The 18895-nt window shown below is 65.0% G+C and carries 11 protein-coding genes; 6 read left to right on the top strand and 5 right to left on the bottom strand.

Features of this window, described 5'->3' with window-relative positions:
• Positions 1-42 precede the first annotated feature (42 nt).
• From N5A92_RS13510 to N5A92_RS13495, 4 genes are all read left to right on the top strand, one after another.
• Positions 43-1548 carry a Do family serine endopeptidase gene (locus N5A92_RS13510; RefSeq protein WP_260903479.1) on the top strand — a complete coding sequence of 502 codons (1506 nt, stop codon included), beginning with the start codon at positions 43-45 and terminating at the stop codon, positions 1546-1548.
• 172 nt (positions 1549-1720) lie between these two features.
• Positions 1721-2395, top strand: a complete 675-nt coding sequence (locus N5A92_RS13505) for a response regulator transcription factor (RefSeq protein WP_260903477.1) — start codon at positions 1721-1723, stop codon at positions 2393-2395.
• 8 nt (positions 2396-2403) lie between these two features.
• Positions 2404-3807 carry a sensor histidine kinase gene (locus N5A92_RS13500; RefSeq protein WP_260903476.1) on the top strand — a complete coding sequence of 468 codons (1404 nt, stop codon included), beginning with the start codon at positions 2404-2406 and terminating at the stop codon, positions 3805-3807.
• A 78-nt stretch (positions 3808-3885) separates the two neighbouring features.
• Positions 3886-6852: a bifunctional [glutamine synthetase] adenylyltransferase/[glutamine synthetase]-adenylyl-L-tyrosine phosphorylase gene (locus N5A92_RS13495; RefSeq protein WP_260903475.1), complete on the top strand. Its 2967-nt coding sequence runs from the start codon at positions 3886-3888 to the stop codon at positions 6850-6852.
• Between the two features lie 27 nt (positions 6853-6879).
• Here the strand turns inward: N5A92_RS13495 and N5A92_RS13490 are convergent, their stop codons facing one another.
• From N5A92_RS13490 to pepN, 3 genes are all read right to left on the bottom strand, one after another.
• Positions 6880-8064 (bottom strand): serine hydrolase, encoded by a 1185-nt coding sequence (locus N5A92_RS13490; protein WP_260903474.1) that lies wholly within the window; start codon positions 8062-8064, stop codon positions 6880-6882.
• Positions 8065-8190: 126 nt separating this feature from the next.
• The gene (locus N5A92_RS13485; protein ID WP_260903472.1) at positions 8191-10518 is read right to left on the bottom strand and encodes a PAS domain-containing sensor histidine kinase; all 2328 of its coding nucleotides are present in this window, start codon (positions 10516-10518) and stop codon (positions 8191-8193) included.
• Between the two features lie 183 nt (positions 10519-10701).
• Positions 10702-13347: an aminopeptidase N gene (gene pepN / locus N5A92_RS13480; RefSeq protein WP_260903470.1), complete on the bottom strand. Its 2646-nt coding sequence runs from the start codon at positions 13345-13347 to the stop codon at positions 10702-10704.
• 170 nt (positions 13348-13517) lie between these two features.
• Here pepN and N5A92_RS13475 point away from each other — a divergent pair, with 170 nt between their 5' ends.
• Together N5A92_RS13475 and N5A92_RS13470 are read left to right on the top strand one after the other, a co-directional pair.
• Positions 13518-15830, top strand: a complete 2313-nt coding sequence (locus N5A92_RS13475; RefSeq protein ID WP_260903468.1) for a xanthine dehydrogenase family protein molybdopterin-binding subunit — start codon at positions 13518-13520, stop codon at positions 15828-15830.
• Positions 15831-15898: 68 nt separating this feature from the next.
• On the top strand, positions 15899-16855 hold the full coding sequence (locus N5A92_RS13470; protein ID WP_260903465.1) for a DMT family transporter: 957 nt from the start codon (positions 15899-15901) through the stop codon (positions 16853-16855).
• A gap of 225 nt (positions 16856-17080) precedes the next feature.
• Here the strand turns inward: N5A92_RS13470 and N5A92_RS13465 are convergent, their stop codons facing one another.
• Complete coding sequence (locus tag N5A92_RS13465; protein ID WP_260903462.1) at positions 17081-17626, bottom strand: hypothetical protein; 546 nt, start codon at positions 17624-17626, stop codon at positions 17081-17083.
• 336 nt (positions 17627-17962) lie between these two features.
• Positions 17963-18766: a helix-turn-helix domain-containing protein gene (locus tag N5A92_RS13460; RefSeq protein ID WP_260903626.1), complete on the bottom strand. Its 804-nt coding sequence runs from the start codon at positions 18764-18766 to the stop codon at positions 17963-17965.
• Positions 18767-18895: the final 129 nt, after the last annotated feature.

Genomic DNA, 18895 nt, shown 5'->3' with positions numbered 1-18895 from the left:
CTGTCATTGCGGCTTCGATTGGCAAAAGGAGCGAATTCCGACATGAGTTCAAACAAAACCACTTCAAGAACGCGCGTGCGCCTGATCGGTGCGGTGGCCTCGGTAGCCATCGCAGGTGCCGTCGGCCTCGGCGCGATAAGTACGGGAACGGTGCCTGTGCTGGCCGATCCGGTCAAGCTTGATAAGCCTCTCCAGGCACCGAGCTTCGCCGATGTGGTGGAGGTCGTCTCCCCGGCCGTCGTAAGCGTCCGCGTCAGGGGCGAGACGGCGGAGACGGGAACCGTTTCTGCCCCCTTCTTCGAGATGCCGGGTATGGAAGACCTGCCCGACGGCCATCCGCTCAAGCGTTTCTTCGACCAGTTCCGCGAGGACCGGCGCTCGGAGCGTTCCGGTCCTCGTCTCCGCCGCCCGCGTCCGGTCGCGCAGGGGTCCGGCTTCTTCATCTCCGAGGATGGCTATCTGGTAACCAATAACCACGTCGTCCAGGGCGGTTCCGAATATATGGTGGTCATGGACGACGGCACGGAGATCGATGCAGAGCTGGTAGGCACCGACCCGCGCACCGACCTTGCAGTGCTCAAGGTCAAGGAAAACGGCCGCAAGTTCACCTATGTGGACTTTGCCGACGACGGCGCCGTCCGTGTTGGCGACTGGGTGGTTGCGGTGGGCAATCCCTTTGGCCTCGGCGGCACCGTGACCGCCGGCATCGTCTCGGCGCGCGGCCGAGAGATCGGCGCCGGTCCCTATGACGACTTCATCCAGATCGATGCGGCGGTGAACCGTGGCAACTCCGGCGGCCCGGCGTTCAACCTGTCGGGTGAGGTGGTCGGCGTCAACACGGCTATCTTCTCGCCTTCGGGCGGCAATGTGGGTATCGCCTTCGCCATCCCCGCCTCGCTTGCGGACTCGGTCGTTCAGGAGTTGATCCGTCAGGGCACCGTCGAGCGCGGTTGGCTGGGCGTGCAGATCCAGGATGTCACCGACGAGATAGCCGAATCTCTCGGCCTGGACGAGGCCAAGGGCGCCCTCATCGTCGACGCCAAAAAGGACGAGCCGGCGGGTTCGGCTGGTATCCGTCCAGGTGACGTGGTCATCGCCGTTGACGGCAAGGGCATCGCTTCGCCGCGCGAGTTGGCACGCAGCATCGCCGAATACGATCCCGGCCAGACAGTCGAGGTGACCGTGTGGCGCAGCGGCGAAGCCACAAACCTCGATGTGGAACTCGGCGAGATGCCTACCACCGAGCAGCTGGCAGCGGCTCCCCGCAGCTCCGAGCCTTCGGTCACGTCGACAGACTTCGGCCTTTCGGTCACGCCGGCCGAGGATGGCGAAGGGCTGGTCGTGACTGATGTCGAGCCGGGCAGTGCGGCCGAGGATGTCGGCGTGGCACCTGGCGACATCATCCGTTCGGTTAACTCGCAACCGGTGAGCTCCGTGGAAGATATGAAGGCAGCCGTCGAGGCAGCCTCCAATGCAGGCCGCGGCGCAGTGCTGGTGCAGGTTGAGCGGGAGAACTCAAACCGGTTCATGGCCCTGCCGATCGGCTGATCGGCAAGGCTGTCATGAGTTTCCCTCTGGCGATACGGACGGTGGGCGCTAGCCCCTTTTAACCACTGCTCCTGAGCCAGCGCGGCGGCGGGCCCTCTCGCCGCCGCGTCTCTTCAACCACTCGGCCTGACCTATCGCCTGTGCGGGGCCGTTCGGTATAAAACCTCTTGTCATGAAGATTCTGGTTATCGAAGACGACCGCGAAGCGGCGGGATTTCTGAAGAAGGCCTTCGCGGAGGCCGGCCATACCGCCGATATCGCACCGGATGGAGAGAGCGGCTTCGCCCTCGCAGAGGCTGGCAGCTACGACGTCTTCGTCATCGACCGCATGCTGCCGCGACGCGACGGGCTGTCGATCATCGCCGAGCTGCGCTCCACGGGCAACGCTACGCCTGCGCTTATCCTTTCGGCGCTCGGCGAGGTGGACGACCGGGTGACCGGCCTGCGCGCCGGCGGTGACGACTACCTCACAAAACCCTATGCCTTCTCCGAACTTCTGGCCCGCATCGAGGTGCTGAAGCGTCGCGCAGGTGCTAAGGATATCGAAACGGTCTACCGCGTCGGCGACCTGGAACTCGACCGCCTGTCCCACGCGGTGCGCCGCGACGGCCGGGAGATTACCCTGCAGCCGCGCGAGTTCCGCCTCCTCGAATATCTCATGCGCCACGCCGGCCAGGTGGTCACCCGCACCATGCTGCTCGAAAACGTCTGGGACTACCATTTCGACCCGCAGACCAACGTCATTGACGTGCATATCTCGCGCCTGCGCGGCAAGATCGAAAGGGGTTTTGACAAACCCGTACTGCACACGGTACGCGGCGCCGGCTATATGCTCCGGGCGGATTGATATCCGTAATGCCTGCCCTGCCGGCCATCATGAAGACGACCGCGGCGCGGCTTTCCGCCCTCTATCTTATCCTGTTCGCCATCTGCGCGGTCGTGCTCGTCATCTACGTCACCTCGCTTTCGGTGCGCATGATAACCACGCAGACGCGTGAGGCGATCGCCGAGGAGGTCAGCGGTCTTGGCCGCGCCTATCAGCGTGGCGGCCTGCCGACGCTGGTGCGGGCGATGGAGATGCGCGCCCGACAGCCGGGCGCCAACCTCTACCTAATCACCGATCCCAACGGGCTCATCCTTTCCGGCAACGTGGAGAGTATTCAGCCCGGCGTGCTGGACACAGTCGGCTGGACCGAACGCCCCTTCACCTACCGCCGCTATGGCGAGGATAGGAGCGAGAGTTCGCGCCACACGGCGGTGGCGCAGGTCATCCGCTTGCCCAACCGCATGATCCTGCTCGTCGGGCGCGATCTCGGCGAGCCGGAACGGTTCCGCAACGTGGTGCGCAACGCATTGATGGCGGCACTCGGCATGATGGGCTTCGGCGCACTCCTCATCTGGTATTTCGTCGGCCGCCGGGCGCTGAAGCGCATCGACAACGTGTCGGCTGCAAGCAGGCAGATCATGGGCGGCGACCTTTCCCGTCGGCTGCCGGTATCGGGTGCCGGCGACGAGTTCGACCGGCTTTCAGAAAACCTCAACGCCATGCTCGACCGCATCGCCGCTCTGAACGAAGGGCTGAAACAGGTTTCCGCCAATATCGCTCACGATCTGAAGACGCCGCTGACGCGCCTGCGCAACCGCGCCGAAGCGGCGCTCAACCGCCGCGAGGACGAGGCGGCCTGCCGCGAAGCGTTGGAACAGACAATTGCCGAATCCGACCAGCTCATCCGCACCTTCAACGCTATTCTGATGATCTCGCGGCTCGAGGCCGGCTATTCCGCTGAGACGACGAAGAGCGTCGATCTGAGCGCCATCGTCGCCGACGTGGTGGAACTTTACGAGCCAGCGGCCGAGGAAATGGGCGTGGAGCTGAAAGCGGAGGCGGACGTGCCGATGCGCATCGACGGAAATCGTGAACTCATCGGCCAGGCCCTGTCCAACATCGTCGACAACGCCATTAAATATTCCGCCGGCGGTGCCAACGAGAAGCCAGCCGTCTCCGTCTCGTTGCAGAAGCAAGCGGATGCAGTGCGGATGACGGTACGCGACAACGGCCCCGGCATCCCCGAAGCCGACCGGGAGCGGGCGACGGAGCGTTTCGTGCGGCTGGAGGCGAGCCGCACCCAGCCCGGTTCCGGGATAGGGCTGAGTCTCGCCAAGGCGGTGATGACGTTTCACGGAGGCAGCCTGGAGCTTTCCGGAGACGGGGAGGGCCTTTCGGTTGCGATGGTGTTTCCGACAGGCAAGAATGGGTAGAAAGGTCGACGACCCCCGTCCCCTTCACGGGAAGGCAGGACGAGACTGCCGCGCGCCGGCTTGCAGAAGAGGAGGCTCATGCCCAGCGACATTGCCCTGAAAGGCGAGGACGGCTCCACCTGGTTCGGCATGCCGGTGCGCGTGCTCGCCCCGCTCGATGCCGACAGCGCCGCTGCCGAGCTTGCCTCCCTCGCCGAAACTGCCGCCGAGGAAGACTGTCCGCGCCTCGCCCGGCTATTATCCGGTCATAGCCCACTCGCGGCCTTTCTCGGCGCCGTGTTCGACCTGTCGTCCTACCTGCGTGACTGCGCCCGCCGTGACCCGCGGAACCTTGAGGCGCTGTTCGACGAAAAGCTCGATGCCCGGCTGGCCACCCTGAACGCGGCCATCGGCGCGGCGGCCTTCGCCGAGGATGCCAGCGAGGCGTCGGTGATGAAGGGGCTCAGGCGGCTGAAGCGTGAGTCCCATTTCCTGATCGGGCTCGGTGATCTCGCCGGCGAAGCCGACGCCGCCACCACCGTGGCGCGGCTTTCCGCGCTTGCCGAGGCCTGCGTGGGCGCGGCGGTTGATTTCCTCCTGCGCGACGCCCACCGGCAGGGCAAGCTGAAACTGCCGGATCCGGAAAAGCCGGCTGTCGGCTCGGGTTGGGTGGTTCTGGCCATGGGCAAGCTCGGCGCCGGCGAACTCAACTATTCGTCCGATATCGATCTCATCGTACTGCTCGACCCGCACGCTCCCGCCGTCCTCGATCCCCTGGAGGCGACCGATCTCTTCGTGCGCCTGACGCGGCGGCTGGTGCGCATCCTGCAGGACCGCAGCGAGGACGGCTACGTCTTCCGTACTGACCTCAGGCTCAGGCCCGATCCCGGCTCGACGCCGCTGGCGATCCCAATAGAGGCCGCGCTCAACTACTACGAAAGCCGCGGCCAGAACTGGGAGCGCGCGGCGATGATAAAGGCGCGCGCCATCGCCGGCGATCGCAAGGCGGGCGGGGCCTTCCTGCGCGAATTGCAGCCCTATGTCTGGCGCAAATACCTCGACTATGCGGCGATCGCCGACGTGCACTCCATCAAGCGGCAGATCCATGCCCACAAGGGCCACGGCGAGGTCGCCGTGCTCGGCCACAACGTCAAGCTCGGGCGCGGTGGCATCCGCGAGATCGAGTTTTTCGTGCAAACCCAGCAGCTCATCGCCGGCGGTCGGTTTTCTGAGCTGCGCGGACGCGAGACAGTCACCATGTTGAGGCAACTGGCCAAGCATGGATGGATCACTGCGGAGGTCGGCGAGGGGCTGGTCGAGCAGTACTGGTTCCTGCGAGACGTCGAAAACACAATCCAGATGATCGCCGACGAGCAGGCCCACACACTGCCGGAGGATGTCGACGACCTCCGGCGCATCGCCCTTCTGCTCGGCTATGCCGACGACGAGGCCTTCGCCGCGGCCTTCCGCGAGGCGCTGAAAACGGTGGAACGGCACTACGCCGCGCTCTTTGAGACCGCGCCGGAGCTTTCGCGCGGGGTCGGCAACCTGGTCTTCACGGGCGATGTCGACGACCCCGGCACCCTGCAGACACTTACCGAGCTCGGCTTCGAGCGGGCGAGCGACATCTGCCGCGTCATCCGCGGCTGGCATTTCGGCCGCTACCGCGCCACCCGGTCGGCGGAAGCGCGCGAGCGGCTGACCGAATTGACGCCGGCGCTGCTTGAGGCCTTCGGCAGCACGCGCCGTGCGGACGAAGCGCTCCTTCGTTTCGACCAGTTCCTGTCGGGCCTGCCGGCCGGCATCCAGCTCTTCTCGCTCCTGCAGTCGAACCCGCGTCTTCTGGAGCTGCTCGCCACGATCATGGGCGCTGCCCCGCGGCTGGCCGCGGTCATCACGCGCCGCCCGCACGTTTTCGACGGGCTTCTCGATCCGGCATTGCTGTCAGAACTCCCCAACCGGGCCTATCTGGCGCAAAGGCTGGAATCGTTCCTGGAGGCGGCGCGCGTCTACGAGGAGGTGCTCGACCGGCTGCGCATCTTCGCCGCCGAGCAGAAGTTCCTCATCGGCATCCGCCTGCTCACTGGAAGCATCGATGCCGTGCGCGCCGGCAAGGCCTTCTCCGACCTCGCCGACCTCACCATCGGTGCCGCCTTGGAGGCGGTAGAGGAGGAATTCGCACTCACCCACGGCCGGGTGCCCGGCGGACGGGCGGCGATCCTCGGCATGGGCAAGCTCGGCAGCCGCGAGCTGACGGCCGGCTCCGACGTCGATCTGATCCTGCTTTACGACCATGCTCCGGATGCGGAGGAATCCGACGGCCGCAAGCCGCTGGCACCCTCGCACTACTACGCCCGCCTCACCCAGCGTCTGATCGCCGCCGTCTCCGCCCCCACCGCCGAAGGCGTTCTCTACGAGCTGGATCTCAGGCTACGCCCCTCGGGCAACAAGGGGCCGGTTGCCACGCACATCGACGCCTTCCGTAAATACCAGCGCAAGGACGCCTGGACCTGGGAGCACATGGCACTGACGCGGGCGCGCCCGATGGCCGGCGACGAGACGCTCTGCGAGGAGGCGCGGGCGGAGGTGGAGGCGATCCTCTCTCTGACGCGTACCTACAAGACGTTGGCGCACGATGCGGTGAAGATGCGCGACCTCATCGAAGAAGAGAAACCGCCCCGGGACACCTGGGACCTCAAGCTCATTCCCGGCGGCATCATCGACCTGGAATTCATCGCCCAGATTGCTGCACTCTCCGGCCGCTGCGCGAGCGAACCGCCGCCCACCGGCACCGGCGATATCCTTTCACACCTCGCGCCAGACTTGGCCGACGAGCAGACGCGCACGGAGCTTGCGGAGGCGCACCGGCTCTACATGATGCTCACCCAGGTGATCCGCCTGTGCCTCACCGGTCCGCTCGACCCCGACGACGTGCCCCCGGGCCTGGCGGACATCCTCCTGCGTGGCGCCGACCTGCCGGATCTCGGCGTGCTGGAGGCGCATATCGCGGAGACCGCGCGGCGGGTGAGGGGGCATTTCGACCGGCTGTTGCGCAGGAAAGGGTAGAGCCCACCTCCCACCGCGCCGACCGCCTCACTCTCCTTCCCGCAATGCTCCCAGTATCCCCCGATAGCTCGATACCAGCTGCCGCTCCTCGATCGCGGCATTGCCGTTGTTCCACGTTGCGACGACGCAATGGCTGGTTCCCTCGGCGTCTTCCAGCCAGGTCGTGTAGTTGAGGACGCCCGTCTCCGAGCCGCCCTTGTAGGCGATCTCCCTCCAGTCCTTCGATGCCGCGAGCCCCGGATTGATGTGAAGCGCGGGGAGGTCGGCGACCTCCTTCATCAGGGTGCAGAGCTCACGGCCCGAGAGAAACCATTCGATTTCGATGGTCGGTCCGGTCGAAAGCGCATCCTCTCCCGGAAGCGGCGCCGAGGCGATCTGCTCGAGGAGGTCTCGCCGCGCCTCCTCGTCTCCAGCAATCCACGCCGAGCGCCATTCCTCGTTGCCATCTGCCTTCAGCGTGAAGAGTTCCCGCGTGGTAAGGAACGGCGTATTGCGCGGTGTTACGGCCTCGACCGCCTCGCGCCCGACAAGCTTGATCAGCGCGTCCGTCGCCGTGTTGTCGCTGATGGAGATCATCAGGTTGGCGAGCGTGGCGACGGTGAGCGGCGTTCCGTCCGGCCAATCCTGCAGGATGCCCGAGGGCAGCGAACGCCATTCTGAGTCGAGCGGAACCACCTGATCCCATTCCAGGCGCTCGTCTGAAACTGCGTCGGCGACCGCCTTCAGAACGGCAAGCTTGGCCGCCGAGCCTACCGCCAGCGGCACATCGGCGTTGTGCGCGGCCCGTTCCTCGCCGTTGCTCAGGACGAGCAGAGCTGTGCGGCCTGGAAGGCCGGTAATGGCGTCCACCTGTTCGGCCAACGCCCCGGCGGCCACCGCCGGTTCGAACAGGAGCCCGGCGATACGTCCTTCGGCGTCAAGCACGAGGCGGGTCGGTATCTTCGCTCGCTCAAGCGTGATGGTGAAGCGCTGCCCTTCGCCGGAGATCGATTGAAGCGAGCCGTACTGCTTTTCCAGATCTTCGACGACGCCGACTATTTGAGCGGCCGGTATCTGCGCCAGGAAATTCGGCGCGAACCATTCCGTCTCCAACTCCGGCGCCTCGAACAGGCGCTTCAGTACGGTTTTCGGGTCCGCGGGCTCCTGTGCACCGGCGGCTGCCGGGAAGGTGAGCAGGCCCGAAATGGCGGCGAGGGTGAATAAGGTGCGCATCCGACTGAGTCCTCCATAGGATCGCGTGAAGGAGCAGTCGGCGGAGATAAGCAGCCGAATGCGGCAAAGCTTGGTTTACAGCATCGGCCCGAAAATCGATCCCGATTTAAGCAGGATGCATGGATTCTAAGCCGCCTTGGCCTGCTCCAAGACGGGAATGCGCACGCACACGATGGTGCCGACGCCTTCCTTGGAGCGGATCTTCAGCGCACCGCCGTGCAGCTCCGTGAGCGAGCGCGAGATGGCGAGCCCGAGGCCCGAGCCGGCATGGTTCTTGGAGAACTGGTTCTGCACCTGCTCGAACGGCCGTCCGAGCTTCTCCAGCGCGCCGCGCGGTATGCCGCAGCCCGTATCCTCGATCGCCAGCGTCAGCGCGCCGGAGACCTTGCGCGCCCTGACCGTCACCTTGCCGCCCTGGCCGGTGAACTTCACCGCGTTGGACAGAAGGTTGATGACGATCTGCTTGATGGCACGGCGGTCGGCTACCAGGGAGATGGAATCGGGTATTTCCGTCTCCACTTCGATATCCTTCTTGGCCGCCTGCAGCGCCACCACGCGCACCGTCTCCCGGATGAGCGGACAAAGGTCGATGCTCTCCCGGTTGATGGAGAACTGGCCGGCTTCGATCTTCGACATGTCGAGGATGTCGTTGATGACGCCGAGGAGGTAAGTGCCGCTGGAATAGATATCGCCGACATATTCGTTGTAGCGTTCCGAGCCAAGCGGCCCGAACAGGCTCTGCTGCATCAGTTCGGAAAATCCGATGATGGCGTTGAGCGGGGTTCTGAGCTCGTGCGACATATTGGCGAGGAATTCCGATTTCGCCCGGTTCGCGGCCTCGGCGCGCTCTGTCTCACGCATGTATTTGCGGTTGAGCTCGATGAGCTCATGGCCCCGTTCCTGCTCGGCGCGCCGCGCCACGGAAAGGTCGTGGATGGTCGCCATCAGGCGCCGCTCGCTGTCGACCAGCTTTTCCTGGTGTTGCTTGAGCTGGGTGATGTCGGTGCCGACCGAGACCGTGCCGCCGTCGCGCGTCTTCAGCTCCGTCACCTGCAGCCAGCGCCCGTCCGCCAGCTGCCGCTCGAAGGTGGCGCCGGCGCCGGGGTTTGCCTGGCTCATCAGCCGCCGCTCCGAGCGGATTGCGTTCATCCGCCTCTCGATGTCCTGGCGGCGCACGCCGGGCACGATCTCGCTCGGATCGAGGCCCGTATCCTGCTGGTACTTGGTGTTGCACATGACGAGGCGCTCGGCGGCGTCCCACAGGACGAAGGATTCGGTGATGTTCTCGATCGCCGTGCGCAGGCGCTGGTCGGCTGCTTCCGACTGCTGCACCAGCGTCCGCTGCTCGGTCACGTCGACGGCGATGCCGATGAGATGGATTTCCGGGGCATCCGCGTCGACCACCTGTGCTCGCGCACGCATCCATATCCACCGGCCATCGGCATGGCGCATGCGGAAGACCTGGTCGATCTGGTCGATCTCGCGCGAGACGATGCGGTTGGCGAGCGTGAAGAGGTCGCCGTCGTCGGGGTGGATGATGCTCGCCACGTCGCCGAACGACAGCATCACGTCCGCCGCCTCATAGCCCAGCATCTCGTACATTGAGCGCGACCAGTACATCTTGCCGCGCGCCATGTCCCAGTCCCACAGGCCGCACTTGCCGCGCACCAGCGCCAAGTCGACGCGCTGATGCGCCTCCAGATAAATGCGGTCGGCGGCAAGCGCCCGCGCCGCTTGGCTGAAATAGGCGTAGAGGATGGCCATCAGTACGCCGGCCGTCAGCACGAAGAGCGTGACGTTGAGCGAGACCGAGCGGCGCCAGCCGGCGAAAATTGCATCGCGGTCGGCAAGCGCTACCGCGGCACCCGCCCCGCCGGGCAGGATATCCACCGCCGCCAACCAATCCCTGCCGTCCAGGCGCACGTCCAGTACGCCGGCCCGCTCGCCGAACAGGAAGAGCGGCTGGCCGCCTGTCACGAAGCTGTCCAGCGGCTGCCCGGCCATCTTCTGCCCGCGCGGCGAGGCGGCGGTGACGATGAATTGCCGGTCGGTCACCGCCAGGATCCAGTCGCCGCCGATATCGCCTTGGCGGCTCACCTCGTCGATGAGCACGCCCGCCTCATGCGGCTGCGGCAGGCTTTCCGGCGCGGCGAGCCGCATCGACTGGGCGAGATTGTTTGCAGCCATGCCGAGCAGCGTCTTGGTGTCGCGTTCGATGTCCTCGCGCCACGCCATCATCGAAAAGAAACGAGCGGCGGCGATGACCAGCAGGAAGATGACGACGAGGATGGGGATCGAGCGGCGCAAGTAGGGTTCGACGGCGAGCAGACGCTCATAGGCGGGCGCGGCGATGATCTTGGCATTGCCGGCCAGCCCCATGCCATGCCTGCGGCGGTTCCGGCGCCTGGAGAAAATACCCCCCGTGGGCATCGCCCACGTGTCCGCCTTCGCCATCCGAAGGGCTCCCTCTCTTCTCTTTTTTCCCCTTGACCGATCCGCCTACGCCTACCCGCGAATCACCTATAAAGAATCAGAGGTGATTCGCCTTGTCCAGAGGGGCAGGGGAAAATTGAGTTGCTGGATATTGAGAGGCGCGCGCGAAGGTGCTCCGTCGCTTCCGGCTACAATCTAAGCCAGCTAAGCCAGCGTCCGCTCGACGATATCGCGCAGATCGCGCGAAAGCTCCTTTTCGCCGGCGATGCGGGCGAGTGCCTTGCGCGCCTCCTCCTGCCGGCCCTTTTCCAGCGAGCGCCAGGAGCGGAAGGCGACGGCGAGGCGCGCTGCCACCTGCGGGTTGTGCTTCTCCACCGCCAGCACCGCGTCGGCCAGGAAACGGTAGCCCTCGCCGTCGGAGCGGTGAAAGCCGGTCTGGTTGCTCGAGGCGAAGGTGCCGATAAGAGAGCGCACGCGGTTGGGATTGGTGAGCGAGAAGGCGGGATGCTCCATCAGCTCCCGCACCAGATCGACGGTCTTCCCGCCGGGCGTGGTTGCCTGCACGATGAACCACTTGTCGAGCACCAGCGGATTGTCGCGGTAGCGCTCCTCGAAGGCGGCAAGCGCCGCACGGGCCGCATCGCCGCCCGGAAACTGGTGCGCCAACACCGAAAGGGCGGCTGCCCGGTCTGCCATGCTGCTCGCGGTCTCGAATTGCCGCACGGCGGATGCCGGATCGCCGGAGCCCGCGGCCATGTATTCGAGGAGAACGTTGCGTAGCGCCCGCCGACCGGCGCTTTTGGCGTCAGGGCTGAAGGGGCCGTCGTCTCCCAAGTCTCTGTAGACCCGTGCAAACGTCTCCTGCGCCTCCCGCGCGATCGCCTTCCGCAGCGCCTCCCTTGCCCTGCCGATGGCGTCGGGATCGATGTTGCTGCCGATTTCACGGGCGATGTCGGCCTCTGCGGGCAGCGTCAGCGCCAGTGCCCGGTAAGCAGCCTCCAGGCCCTCGTCCGCCGCAATCTCCGCCGGGTAGCCGAGCAGCGTCGTGTCAAAGTCGGCGCTCTTGCCGCCGCGGACGCGCGTCGAAGCATCGATCAGCGCCTCGGTGAAGAGCGTATTGAGTGCCTCCCAGCGTGAAAACAGGTCGTTGTCGTGGCAGGCAAGGAACAGGCGGTCTTTCTGGCGCATCACCAGAGACAGCGTGATTGGAGCGGAAAAGCCGCGGTTGAGCGAGGCTACAGGCCGCGCCTGAACACCCTTGAAGCGGACGATGTGGCGACGCTTCCTGAGGTGGATGACGCCGTCTTCCACCTCCGCGCCCTCGACGCCGTCATACGCCATATCCTGCCCGTCCGGGCCGACGAGGCCGAAGGCGAGGGGAATATGCATCAGCCGCTTGCGCGCCTCGGACGGTGTTGGCGGTACCGACTGCTCGACCTCCAGCGTGTATTCTCTGGCGCGAGCGTCGTAGCTCGTGGCGACGGTAACATTCGGCGTGCCCGCCTGGTGGTACCAGAGCGCGAACTGCGTGAGGTCTTTGCCCGACGCCTTTTCGAAGCAGGCGACAAAATCCTCGATGGTGACGGCTTGGCCGTCGTGGCGTTCGAAATAGAGGTCCATGCCGGCACGGAAGGTGTCCGCACCAAGGATGGTGCGGATCATGCGCACCACTTCGGAACCCTTCTCATAGACGGTGGCTGTGTAGAAATTGTTGATCTCGCGGTAGCGGCGCGGGCGCACCGGATGCGCCAGCGGTCCCTGATCCTCGGGGAACTGATGCGCGCGCAAGGTGCGCACCTCACTGATGCGCTTGACCGCGCGCGAGCGCTGGTCGGCGGAGAATTCGTGGTCGCGATAGACTGTCAGCCCCTCCTTCAAGCAAAGCTGGAACCAATCGCGGCAAGTGATTCTGTTGCCTGTCCAATTGTGGAAATACTCGTGCGCGATGATGGCCTCGATATTGGCGAAGTCCGCGTCAGTTGCGGTCTCCGGGTCGGCCAGCACGTATTTGTCATTGAAGACGTTGAGTCCCTTGTTCTCCATCGCGCCCATGTTGAAATCGGAGACGGCGACGATGTTGAAGACGTCGAGGTCGTATTCGCGCCCGAAGCGCTCTTCATCCCAGCGCATGGAGCGCTTCAGTGCATCCATCGCATAAGCCGCGCGCGCCTCCTTGCCGTGCTCAACATAGATGGCAAGGTCGACACCGCGGCCCGACATGGTGACGAAACGGTCGCGCACCGCGCTCAGGTCCCCGGCCACCAGCGCAAAGAGATAGGAGGGCTTGGGAAAGGGGTCGTGCCAGACCGCGTAGTGCCAGCCGTCTTCCAGCGCCCCGCTTTCGGCGGGATTCCCGTTCGAAAGCAGGAGCGGCGCTTCCTTCTCCCGTGCCTCGATGCGCACGCGGTAGGTGCTCAGGACGTCCGGCCTGTCGAGGAAATAGCTGATGCGGCGGAAGCCCTCCGCCTCGCACTGTGTGCAGTAGACGCCGTTTGACACGTAAAGGCCCATCAGCGCCTTGTTCTGCGCCGGCGCAAGGCGCGTGACGATAGTCACCTCGAAGCGGGATTGCCGCGGCAGCCGGGTGATCGTCAGGCTATCCGCCGTCGCCTCGTGGTCGTTGTGCTCGACGGCTCCCCCGTCGATCAAGAGCTTCTCCAGCTTCAGCCCGTCGCCATCGAGCACCAGTGGTACGTCCGCCGCCACGCCGTCGCGCCGCTCGATGAGGAGCTTTGTCGTCACCAGCGTCTTTTCCGGGTCCAGCCGGAAGATCATCTCCAACTCGGGAATGAGGTAGTCACTCTGGCGGTAGTCTTCGAGACGGAACGCTTGGCCGGTATCGGTGCGCATGCTTTACTCCCCTCGGCCACTGGCATCGCGCGCCGATTGGCCCAACAAATTCAAGTGTGGCTCTTTACACGATGCCGCCCGTCGACAAAACTGTCTCCATCAGAATGTCTCCAGATGTTTCCACTTCACTCGCTCCATAACACGCCCCAAAACACGCAAGGAATCCCGGCATGACGGTTCTCACACCGAAATTCGGCATGGGCGCATCCGTGCTGCGCAAGGAAGACGAGACCTTTATCACCGGTAAGGGCCGCTACACGGACGACATCACCCCGGCCGGCACGCTGCACGGTTATGTGCTGCGCTCGCCCGTGGCCAAGGCAAAATTCACCGTAGCCTCGTTGGAAGCCGCACAGGCCGCCCCAGGCGTGCATTTGGTGCTGACCGGCGCCGACACGGCCCATCTCGGCGACCTCAAGAGCGGCATGATGCAGGAGCAGCCTGATGGCACCGTTCCGCCGACGCGTGACATTCCGATCTTGTGCCGCGACCGCGTGAACTATGTGGGCGACGCCGTGGCGTTCGTCGTTGCCGATACGCGTGCCCAGGCACAGGACGCCGCCGAACTGATCGAAATCGACTACGAGGACGAGGAGGCGGTGGCCGGCACGGCGGAGGCTCTCGCCGGGGATGCACCGCTGGTGTGGCCCGAGCTCGGCTCCAACCAGGCCTTCCTCTACCATCAGGGCGACAAGGAGAAGACGAAGGAAGCCTTCGACAATGCCGAGCACGTCGTCAAGGTCTCATTCATCAACAACCGGCTCGTCGCCAACTACATGGAGCCGCGCGCGGCGATTGCCGAATGGCGCGACGACGAGGACCGTTTCGTCCTCACCACCGGCTCACAGGGCGTGCACATGATGCGGTCGGTGCTTGCCGATGTGGTCTTCAAGCTTCCGAAGGAGAAGCTGCGGGTCATTACTCCCGACGTTGGCGGCGGCTTCGGCACCAAGGCCTTCACCTATCGCGAATATGCGCTGGTGATGGAGGCGGCCAAGCGCCTGGGCGGGCCGGTGAAGTGGAACGGCGACCGCGGCGAGCATTTCCTGACGGATAGCCAGGGCCGCGATAACGTCGTCACCGCCGAGATGGCGCTCGACGGCAACGGCCGTTTCCTCGGCCTGCGCATCGAGGTGCTGGCAAATATGGGCGCCTACATCCACCAGTTCGGCCCCCTGATCCCCACAGGCGGTGTGACGATGGCGACCGGCGTCTATGACATCCAGCCGCTCAGCGCCACGGTCAAAGGCGTCTACACCAACACCTGCCCGGTCGACGCCTATCGCGGGGCAGGACGGCCGGAGGCGGCCCTTCTGATCGAGAAGCTGGTCGACGAATGCGCGCGGCAGCTCGATATCCCGCGCGAGGAGATCCGCCGCCGTAACTTCATCAAGCCGGAGCAGTTCCCCTACGTCACGCCCGGCGGCCGCACCTACGACCGGTGCGAACTCGACGGCCACATGACGCAGGCCATGGAGCGCGCCGGCTGGGCGAGCTTTGAGGAACGGCTCGATGAGGCCAAGAAGCGCGGCCGCATCCGCGGCATCGGCATGGCCACCTATATCGAGGCCTGCGCCTTCCCCGGTTCCGAGCCGGCGCACCTCACCTTGAACGGCGACGGCACGGTCACTCTTGCCATCGGCACCCAGTCGAACGGCCAGGGCCACGCCACCGCCTATGCCCAATTCATCGCCGAGAAGCTCAACATCGACATCGACAAGATCCATGTCCGCCAGGGCGACACGGACGAGCTGGAATCGGGCGGCGGCACAGGCGGCTCGCGCTCCATTCCCATCGGTGGTGTCTCGGCGGCGCGTGCCGGCGAGAACCTGGCCGAGAAGATCAGGAAGATCGCCGCCGACGAGCTGGAAGCCTCGCCCGCCGACATCGAGCTCGTCGACGGCACGGCCCGCATCGTCGGCACTGACCGGGCGATGGATTTCGCTGCCATCGCCAAGGCGGCGAAGAACCCGGACGACATCAAGGGCCTCGGCGATTTCCGCCAGGAGGAGCCGACCTATCCGAACGGCACCCATATCTGCGAAGTTGAGGTCGATCCAGGCACCGGCAAGACGGAGATAGTGGCCTATACAGTGGTCGACGATTTCGGCGCCACGGCCAATCCGATCCTGCTCGCCGGCCAGATCCACGGCGGCATTGCCCAGGGTGTCGGCCAGGCGCTGACGGAGGAGACGATCTATTCGGAGGACGGGCAGCTCATAACCGCGAGCTTTATGGACTATTCCATGCCGCGCGCCGACATTCTACCGCTCATCCATTTCGAGACGCGCAACGTGCCTTCCACCACCAATGCACTCGGAATGAAAGGCGCCGGCGAGGCCGGCACCGTCGGCTCCACCCCGGCCGTTCTCAACGCCGTGACAGACGCGCTCTACCGCGCCTACGGCATCTCCCACATCGAGATGCCGACCACGCCGTCACGCGTGTGGAACGCCATCGCGGAGGCGCAAGGGACGCGGTGACGCCATCCGACGAATGCACGCGAAACGTCCGGCCGGCGCACCCCGCGCGGCCGGGCAGGTGAGCAGCCATGGCCGTCGCCGCCACCGATCTCGCCTCCCAGCGCAGGCCGCTCGTCGGTATAACGCTCAAGATCATATCGGTGGCGATCTTCGTCGCCATGTCCTCCCTGATCAAATCGGCCGGCACCGTGCCGGCCGGACAGATCGTCTTCTTCCGCTCCTTCTTCGCCATCTTCCCGATCCTCGTCATGCTGGCCTGGCGGAAGGAGCTCACGACCGCCTTCCACACTACGCGCCCCATGGGCCATATCATGCGCGGCCTGATCGGTGTCGCCGCCATGGGGCTCAGCTTCTTCGGCCTGACACGCCTGCCCCTGCCTGATGCCATCACGCTCAATTACGCGCAGCCGCTGATCGTCGTCGTCTTCAGCGCCATCTTCATCGGCGAGGTGGTACGCCTTTACCGCTGGAGCGCCGTGCTTGTGGGCTTCGTCGGCGTTGTCATCATCGCCTGGCCCAAGCTTACGCTTTTGACGGGGGCTACGGGCCTGGAGGAGGGCCAGGCTCTCGGCGTCATCGCCATCCTGGGCGGCGCGGCCGCCTCGGCGGTCGCCATGCTTCTGGTGCGCCGGCTGGTGACAACGGAGAAGACGGCGACCATCGTCCTCTGGTTCTCCGTCACCGCAACAGTCGTCTCGTTATTTACAATCCCCTTCGGCTGGGAAGCGCTGACGCGCTGGCAATACCTGGCGCTGGTCGGTGCCGGCATCTGCGGCGGTGTGGCGCAGATCCTGATGACCCAGTGTTACCGCCACGCCGAGCTCTCCACCATCGCCCCCTTCGAATACACTTCGATGATCCTCGCCATCGTCGTCGGATATTTCGCCTTCGGCGACATTCCCACCGTCTACACGCTCGTCGGCGGCGCCATCGTCGTCGGCGCCGGCCTTTTCATCATCTGGCGCGAACGCCAACTCGGCCTCAAACGCGTCGCCGCCCGAAGGTTCGTGCCGCCGGGCGGGTAGGGCGGAGTCTGCTAGTGCCGCATCCTCCACCGGTGGAAGGTGGAATTCCGCAGTAGTGTTTCAGTTGAATTTCGGGTTTTTGACCCCTTGCCGTCATTTACGATAGCCGCAATGAATGGCTCGATTGAGCCCTGAGCGGCCCTTCATCAGCCCATTTCGCGATGCGGTGTCGGGGAGGAGATCGGCGAGGCGGGTTATGCGGGTCCGCCGCGCCGATCGAAAGCCCTATTCGACTGGCAGCATAAGGTGCTCGTAGGGCGTTCCTGCCCACATGACCCAAGGCTGCGACATGTCCGGTGTATCTCCGGGCTGGGGATAATCCGCCGGGATTTCTGGCAGGCTGAAGATCATGACGTGCGGCGGCTCCTGCGCCAGCTCTGCGCCTTCAGCCGGTTCGGCAAAGGGATCGACATTACTCGGCGTTGCACCGCCTGCCAGCATATAGCCGAATCCCACTTTGCCCTTTGGCGGTTCTGTCTTGTTCATCCAGGCCTCCGCCCAGGCCATGGCATTCTGGTCCAGGCACATCGGATTGTTGCCGGGACCCGGATCGTCCGCCATGCAAGTGAAGTTGGTTGTTCCCTGCCTCAGCGTCCGCATCTCGCCGTTTTCGTCCATCGCGATGATCGTCGCGTCGCGCGCCACAGCCTCCGGTGCCGCGGACATTGCATTCTCGATCAGCTCCTCGTCGCTCATTTCGGCTGCCAGGACGGCCGTAGAAAGGCCAAGTCCGGCAAGAGCGGCCATGGAGTACATTGACCACACGCGCATTTCATCCTCCCACATTTGTCGGGGTGAGCGCTGCCGTCTCAATACCGGTACGCCCACAACAACCGAACGCACCAAAAAACCACTTTACGCCCCGCCGAATAGGCCCGCCAGCTAGCCAAAATAGCTAGGCGGACTCGGCGGAACTAATGAAGTTCGCGCGGTGGGTGGCGCAGGAATTCGAGAAGCTCCGACGGCCCGCGAATGGCGGCTTTCGAGACGCGCGGAGCAGGACAGCAAATGGCACGCTGCAGCTCTTTACCCAAGGAGCAGCGGACGATGCCTTCCCGCCCATAGCCGAAATTCAACCACTATCAGGCCAGCCGAACAGCCAGCGTCTCAGCCCGTCCGCTCCTCGTCCTGCGCCTCTCTCAAAAACCGCGCCGTAGCCTCGTCTGCGGGGAAAAAGCTTTCAATCGCAAGCTCCGACAGCGTCACATCGAGCGGCGCGCCGAATACCGTGGTTGTTGTGATGAACGAGAGCTCCGCCCCGCCCAGCCGCAAGCGGAAAGGCACGGCGATGGCATTCCCCTTACCACGTTGCGGCCCATGCGGCGCGCCCGGATAAGCGGCAAGCTCCCGCTCCAGTTCGCTGAGCGCTGGGTCCGCCACCTGGTCGTTGATCTGCCGCAGCCTCTCCAGCACATGCGCCCGCCATTCCGCCAGATTGACGATGTACGGCGCCAGGCCCCGGGGATGCAGGCTCACTCTGAGCGCGTTGGCGGGCGGGGTAAGCAGCGATTTATCCTCCACCGGCTGCAGGAGCGGTGCGAGCGCGCCGTTGGCGGCAAGCATGTTCCAATGCCGGTCGATGGCCAGCGCCGGGTTGGGCGCGTGGCCGTCGAGCACGCGCTGTACCGCTTCCATCGCCGGCTTCAGCGCCGGGTCGTCCAGCGCGCGCTCGGCAAAGGAGGGGGCATAGCCTGCCGCCAATAGCAGGCGGTTGCGCTGGCGCAGCGGCACCGAGAGGCTCTCCGCCAGCGTCAACACCATGTCGCGCGAGGGCAAGGCGCGCCCGCTTTCCACGAAGCTCAAATGCCGCTGCGAGACCCCCGCATCGAGCGCCAGGTGAAGCTGGCTCAGCCGCCGCCGCTGCCGCCATTCCCGCAGCAGCCCGCCGACGTTCGTCCGTTCCATGTCCATGTTCTGCTGCATCGGGTGAAACCCGTCTGTTTGTCCATCCCCACCTCTCTAACCAAGCGCCCGCGCAAACACCATTACCTCCCAGGTAATCGCCACACCGCACCCTCTACGCCATTCTTCCCCACGACC

Source organism: Chelativorans salis (assembly GCF_025336525.1).
In the GTDB taxonomy this organism is placed as follows: domain Bacteria; phylum Pseudomonadota; class Alphaproteobacteria; order Rhizobiales; family Rhizobiaceae; genus Chelativorans; species Chelativorans salis.
The sequence above is the reverse complement of the archived record's forward strand: the minus strand, read 5'-3'. Positions and strand labels throughout refer to the sequence as shown.

Excerpts from the sequence above, each read along its gene's own strand:
- N5A92_RS13470 (WP_260903465.1), top strand. The coding sequence starts at position 15,899 with ATGGCCGTCGCCGCCACCGATCTCGCCTCCCAGCGCAGGCCGCTCGTC.
- N5A92_RS13495 (WP_260903475.1), top strand. The coding sequence starts at position 3,886 with ATGCCCAGCGACATTGCCCTGAAAGGCGAGGACGGCTCCACCTGGTTC.
- N5A92_RS13490 (WP_260903474.1), bottom strand. The coding sequence starts at position 8,064 with ATGCGCACCTTATTCACCCTCGCCGCCATTTCGGGCCTGCTCACCTTC.
- N5A92_RS13465 (WP_260903462.1), bottom strand. The coding sequence starts at position 17,626 with ATGCGCGTGTGGTCAATGTACTCCATGGCCGCTCTTGCCGGACTTGGC.
- N5A92_RS13460 (WP_260903626.1), bottom strand. The coding sequence starts at position 18,766 with ATGGACATGGAACGGACGAACGTCGGCGGGCTGCTGCGGGAATGGCGG.
- N5A92_RS13485 (WP_260903472.1), bottom strand. The coding sequence starts at position 10,518 with ATGGCGAAGGCGGACACGTGGGCGATGCCCACGGGGGGTATTTTCTCC.
- N5A92_RS13475 (WP_260903468.1), top strand. The coding sequence starts at position 13,518 with ATGACGGTTCTCACACCGAAATTCGGCATGGGCGCATCCGTGCTGCGC.
- N5A92_RS13505 (WP_260903477.1), top strand. The coding sequence starts at position 1,721 with ATGAAGATTCTGGTTATCGAAGACGACCGCGAAGCGGCGGGATTTCTG.
- N5A92_RS13500 (WP_260903476.1), top strand. The coding sequence starts at position 2,404 with ATGCCTGCCCTGCCGGCCATCATGAAGACGACCGCGGCGCGGCTTTCC.
- pepN (WP_260903470.1), bottom strand. The coding sequence starts at position 13,347 with ATGCGCACCGATACCGGCCAAGCGTTCCGTCTCGAAGACTACCGCCAG.
- N5A92_RS13510 (WP_260903479.1), top strand. The coding sequence starts at position 43 with ATGAGTTCAAACAAAACCACTTCAAGAACGCGCGTGCGCCTGATCGGT.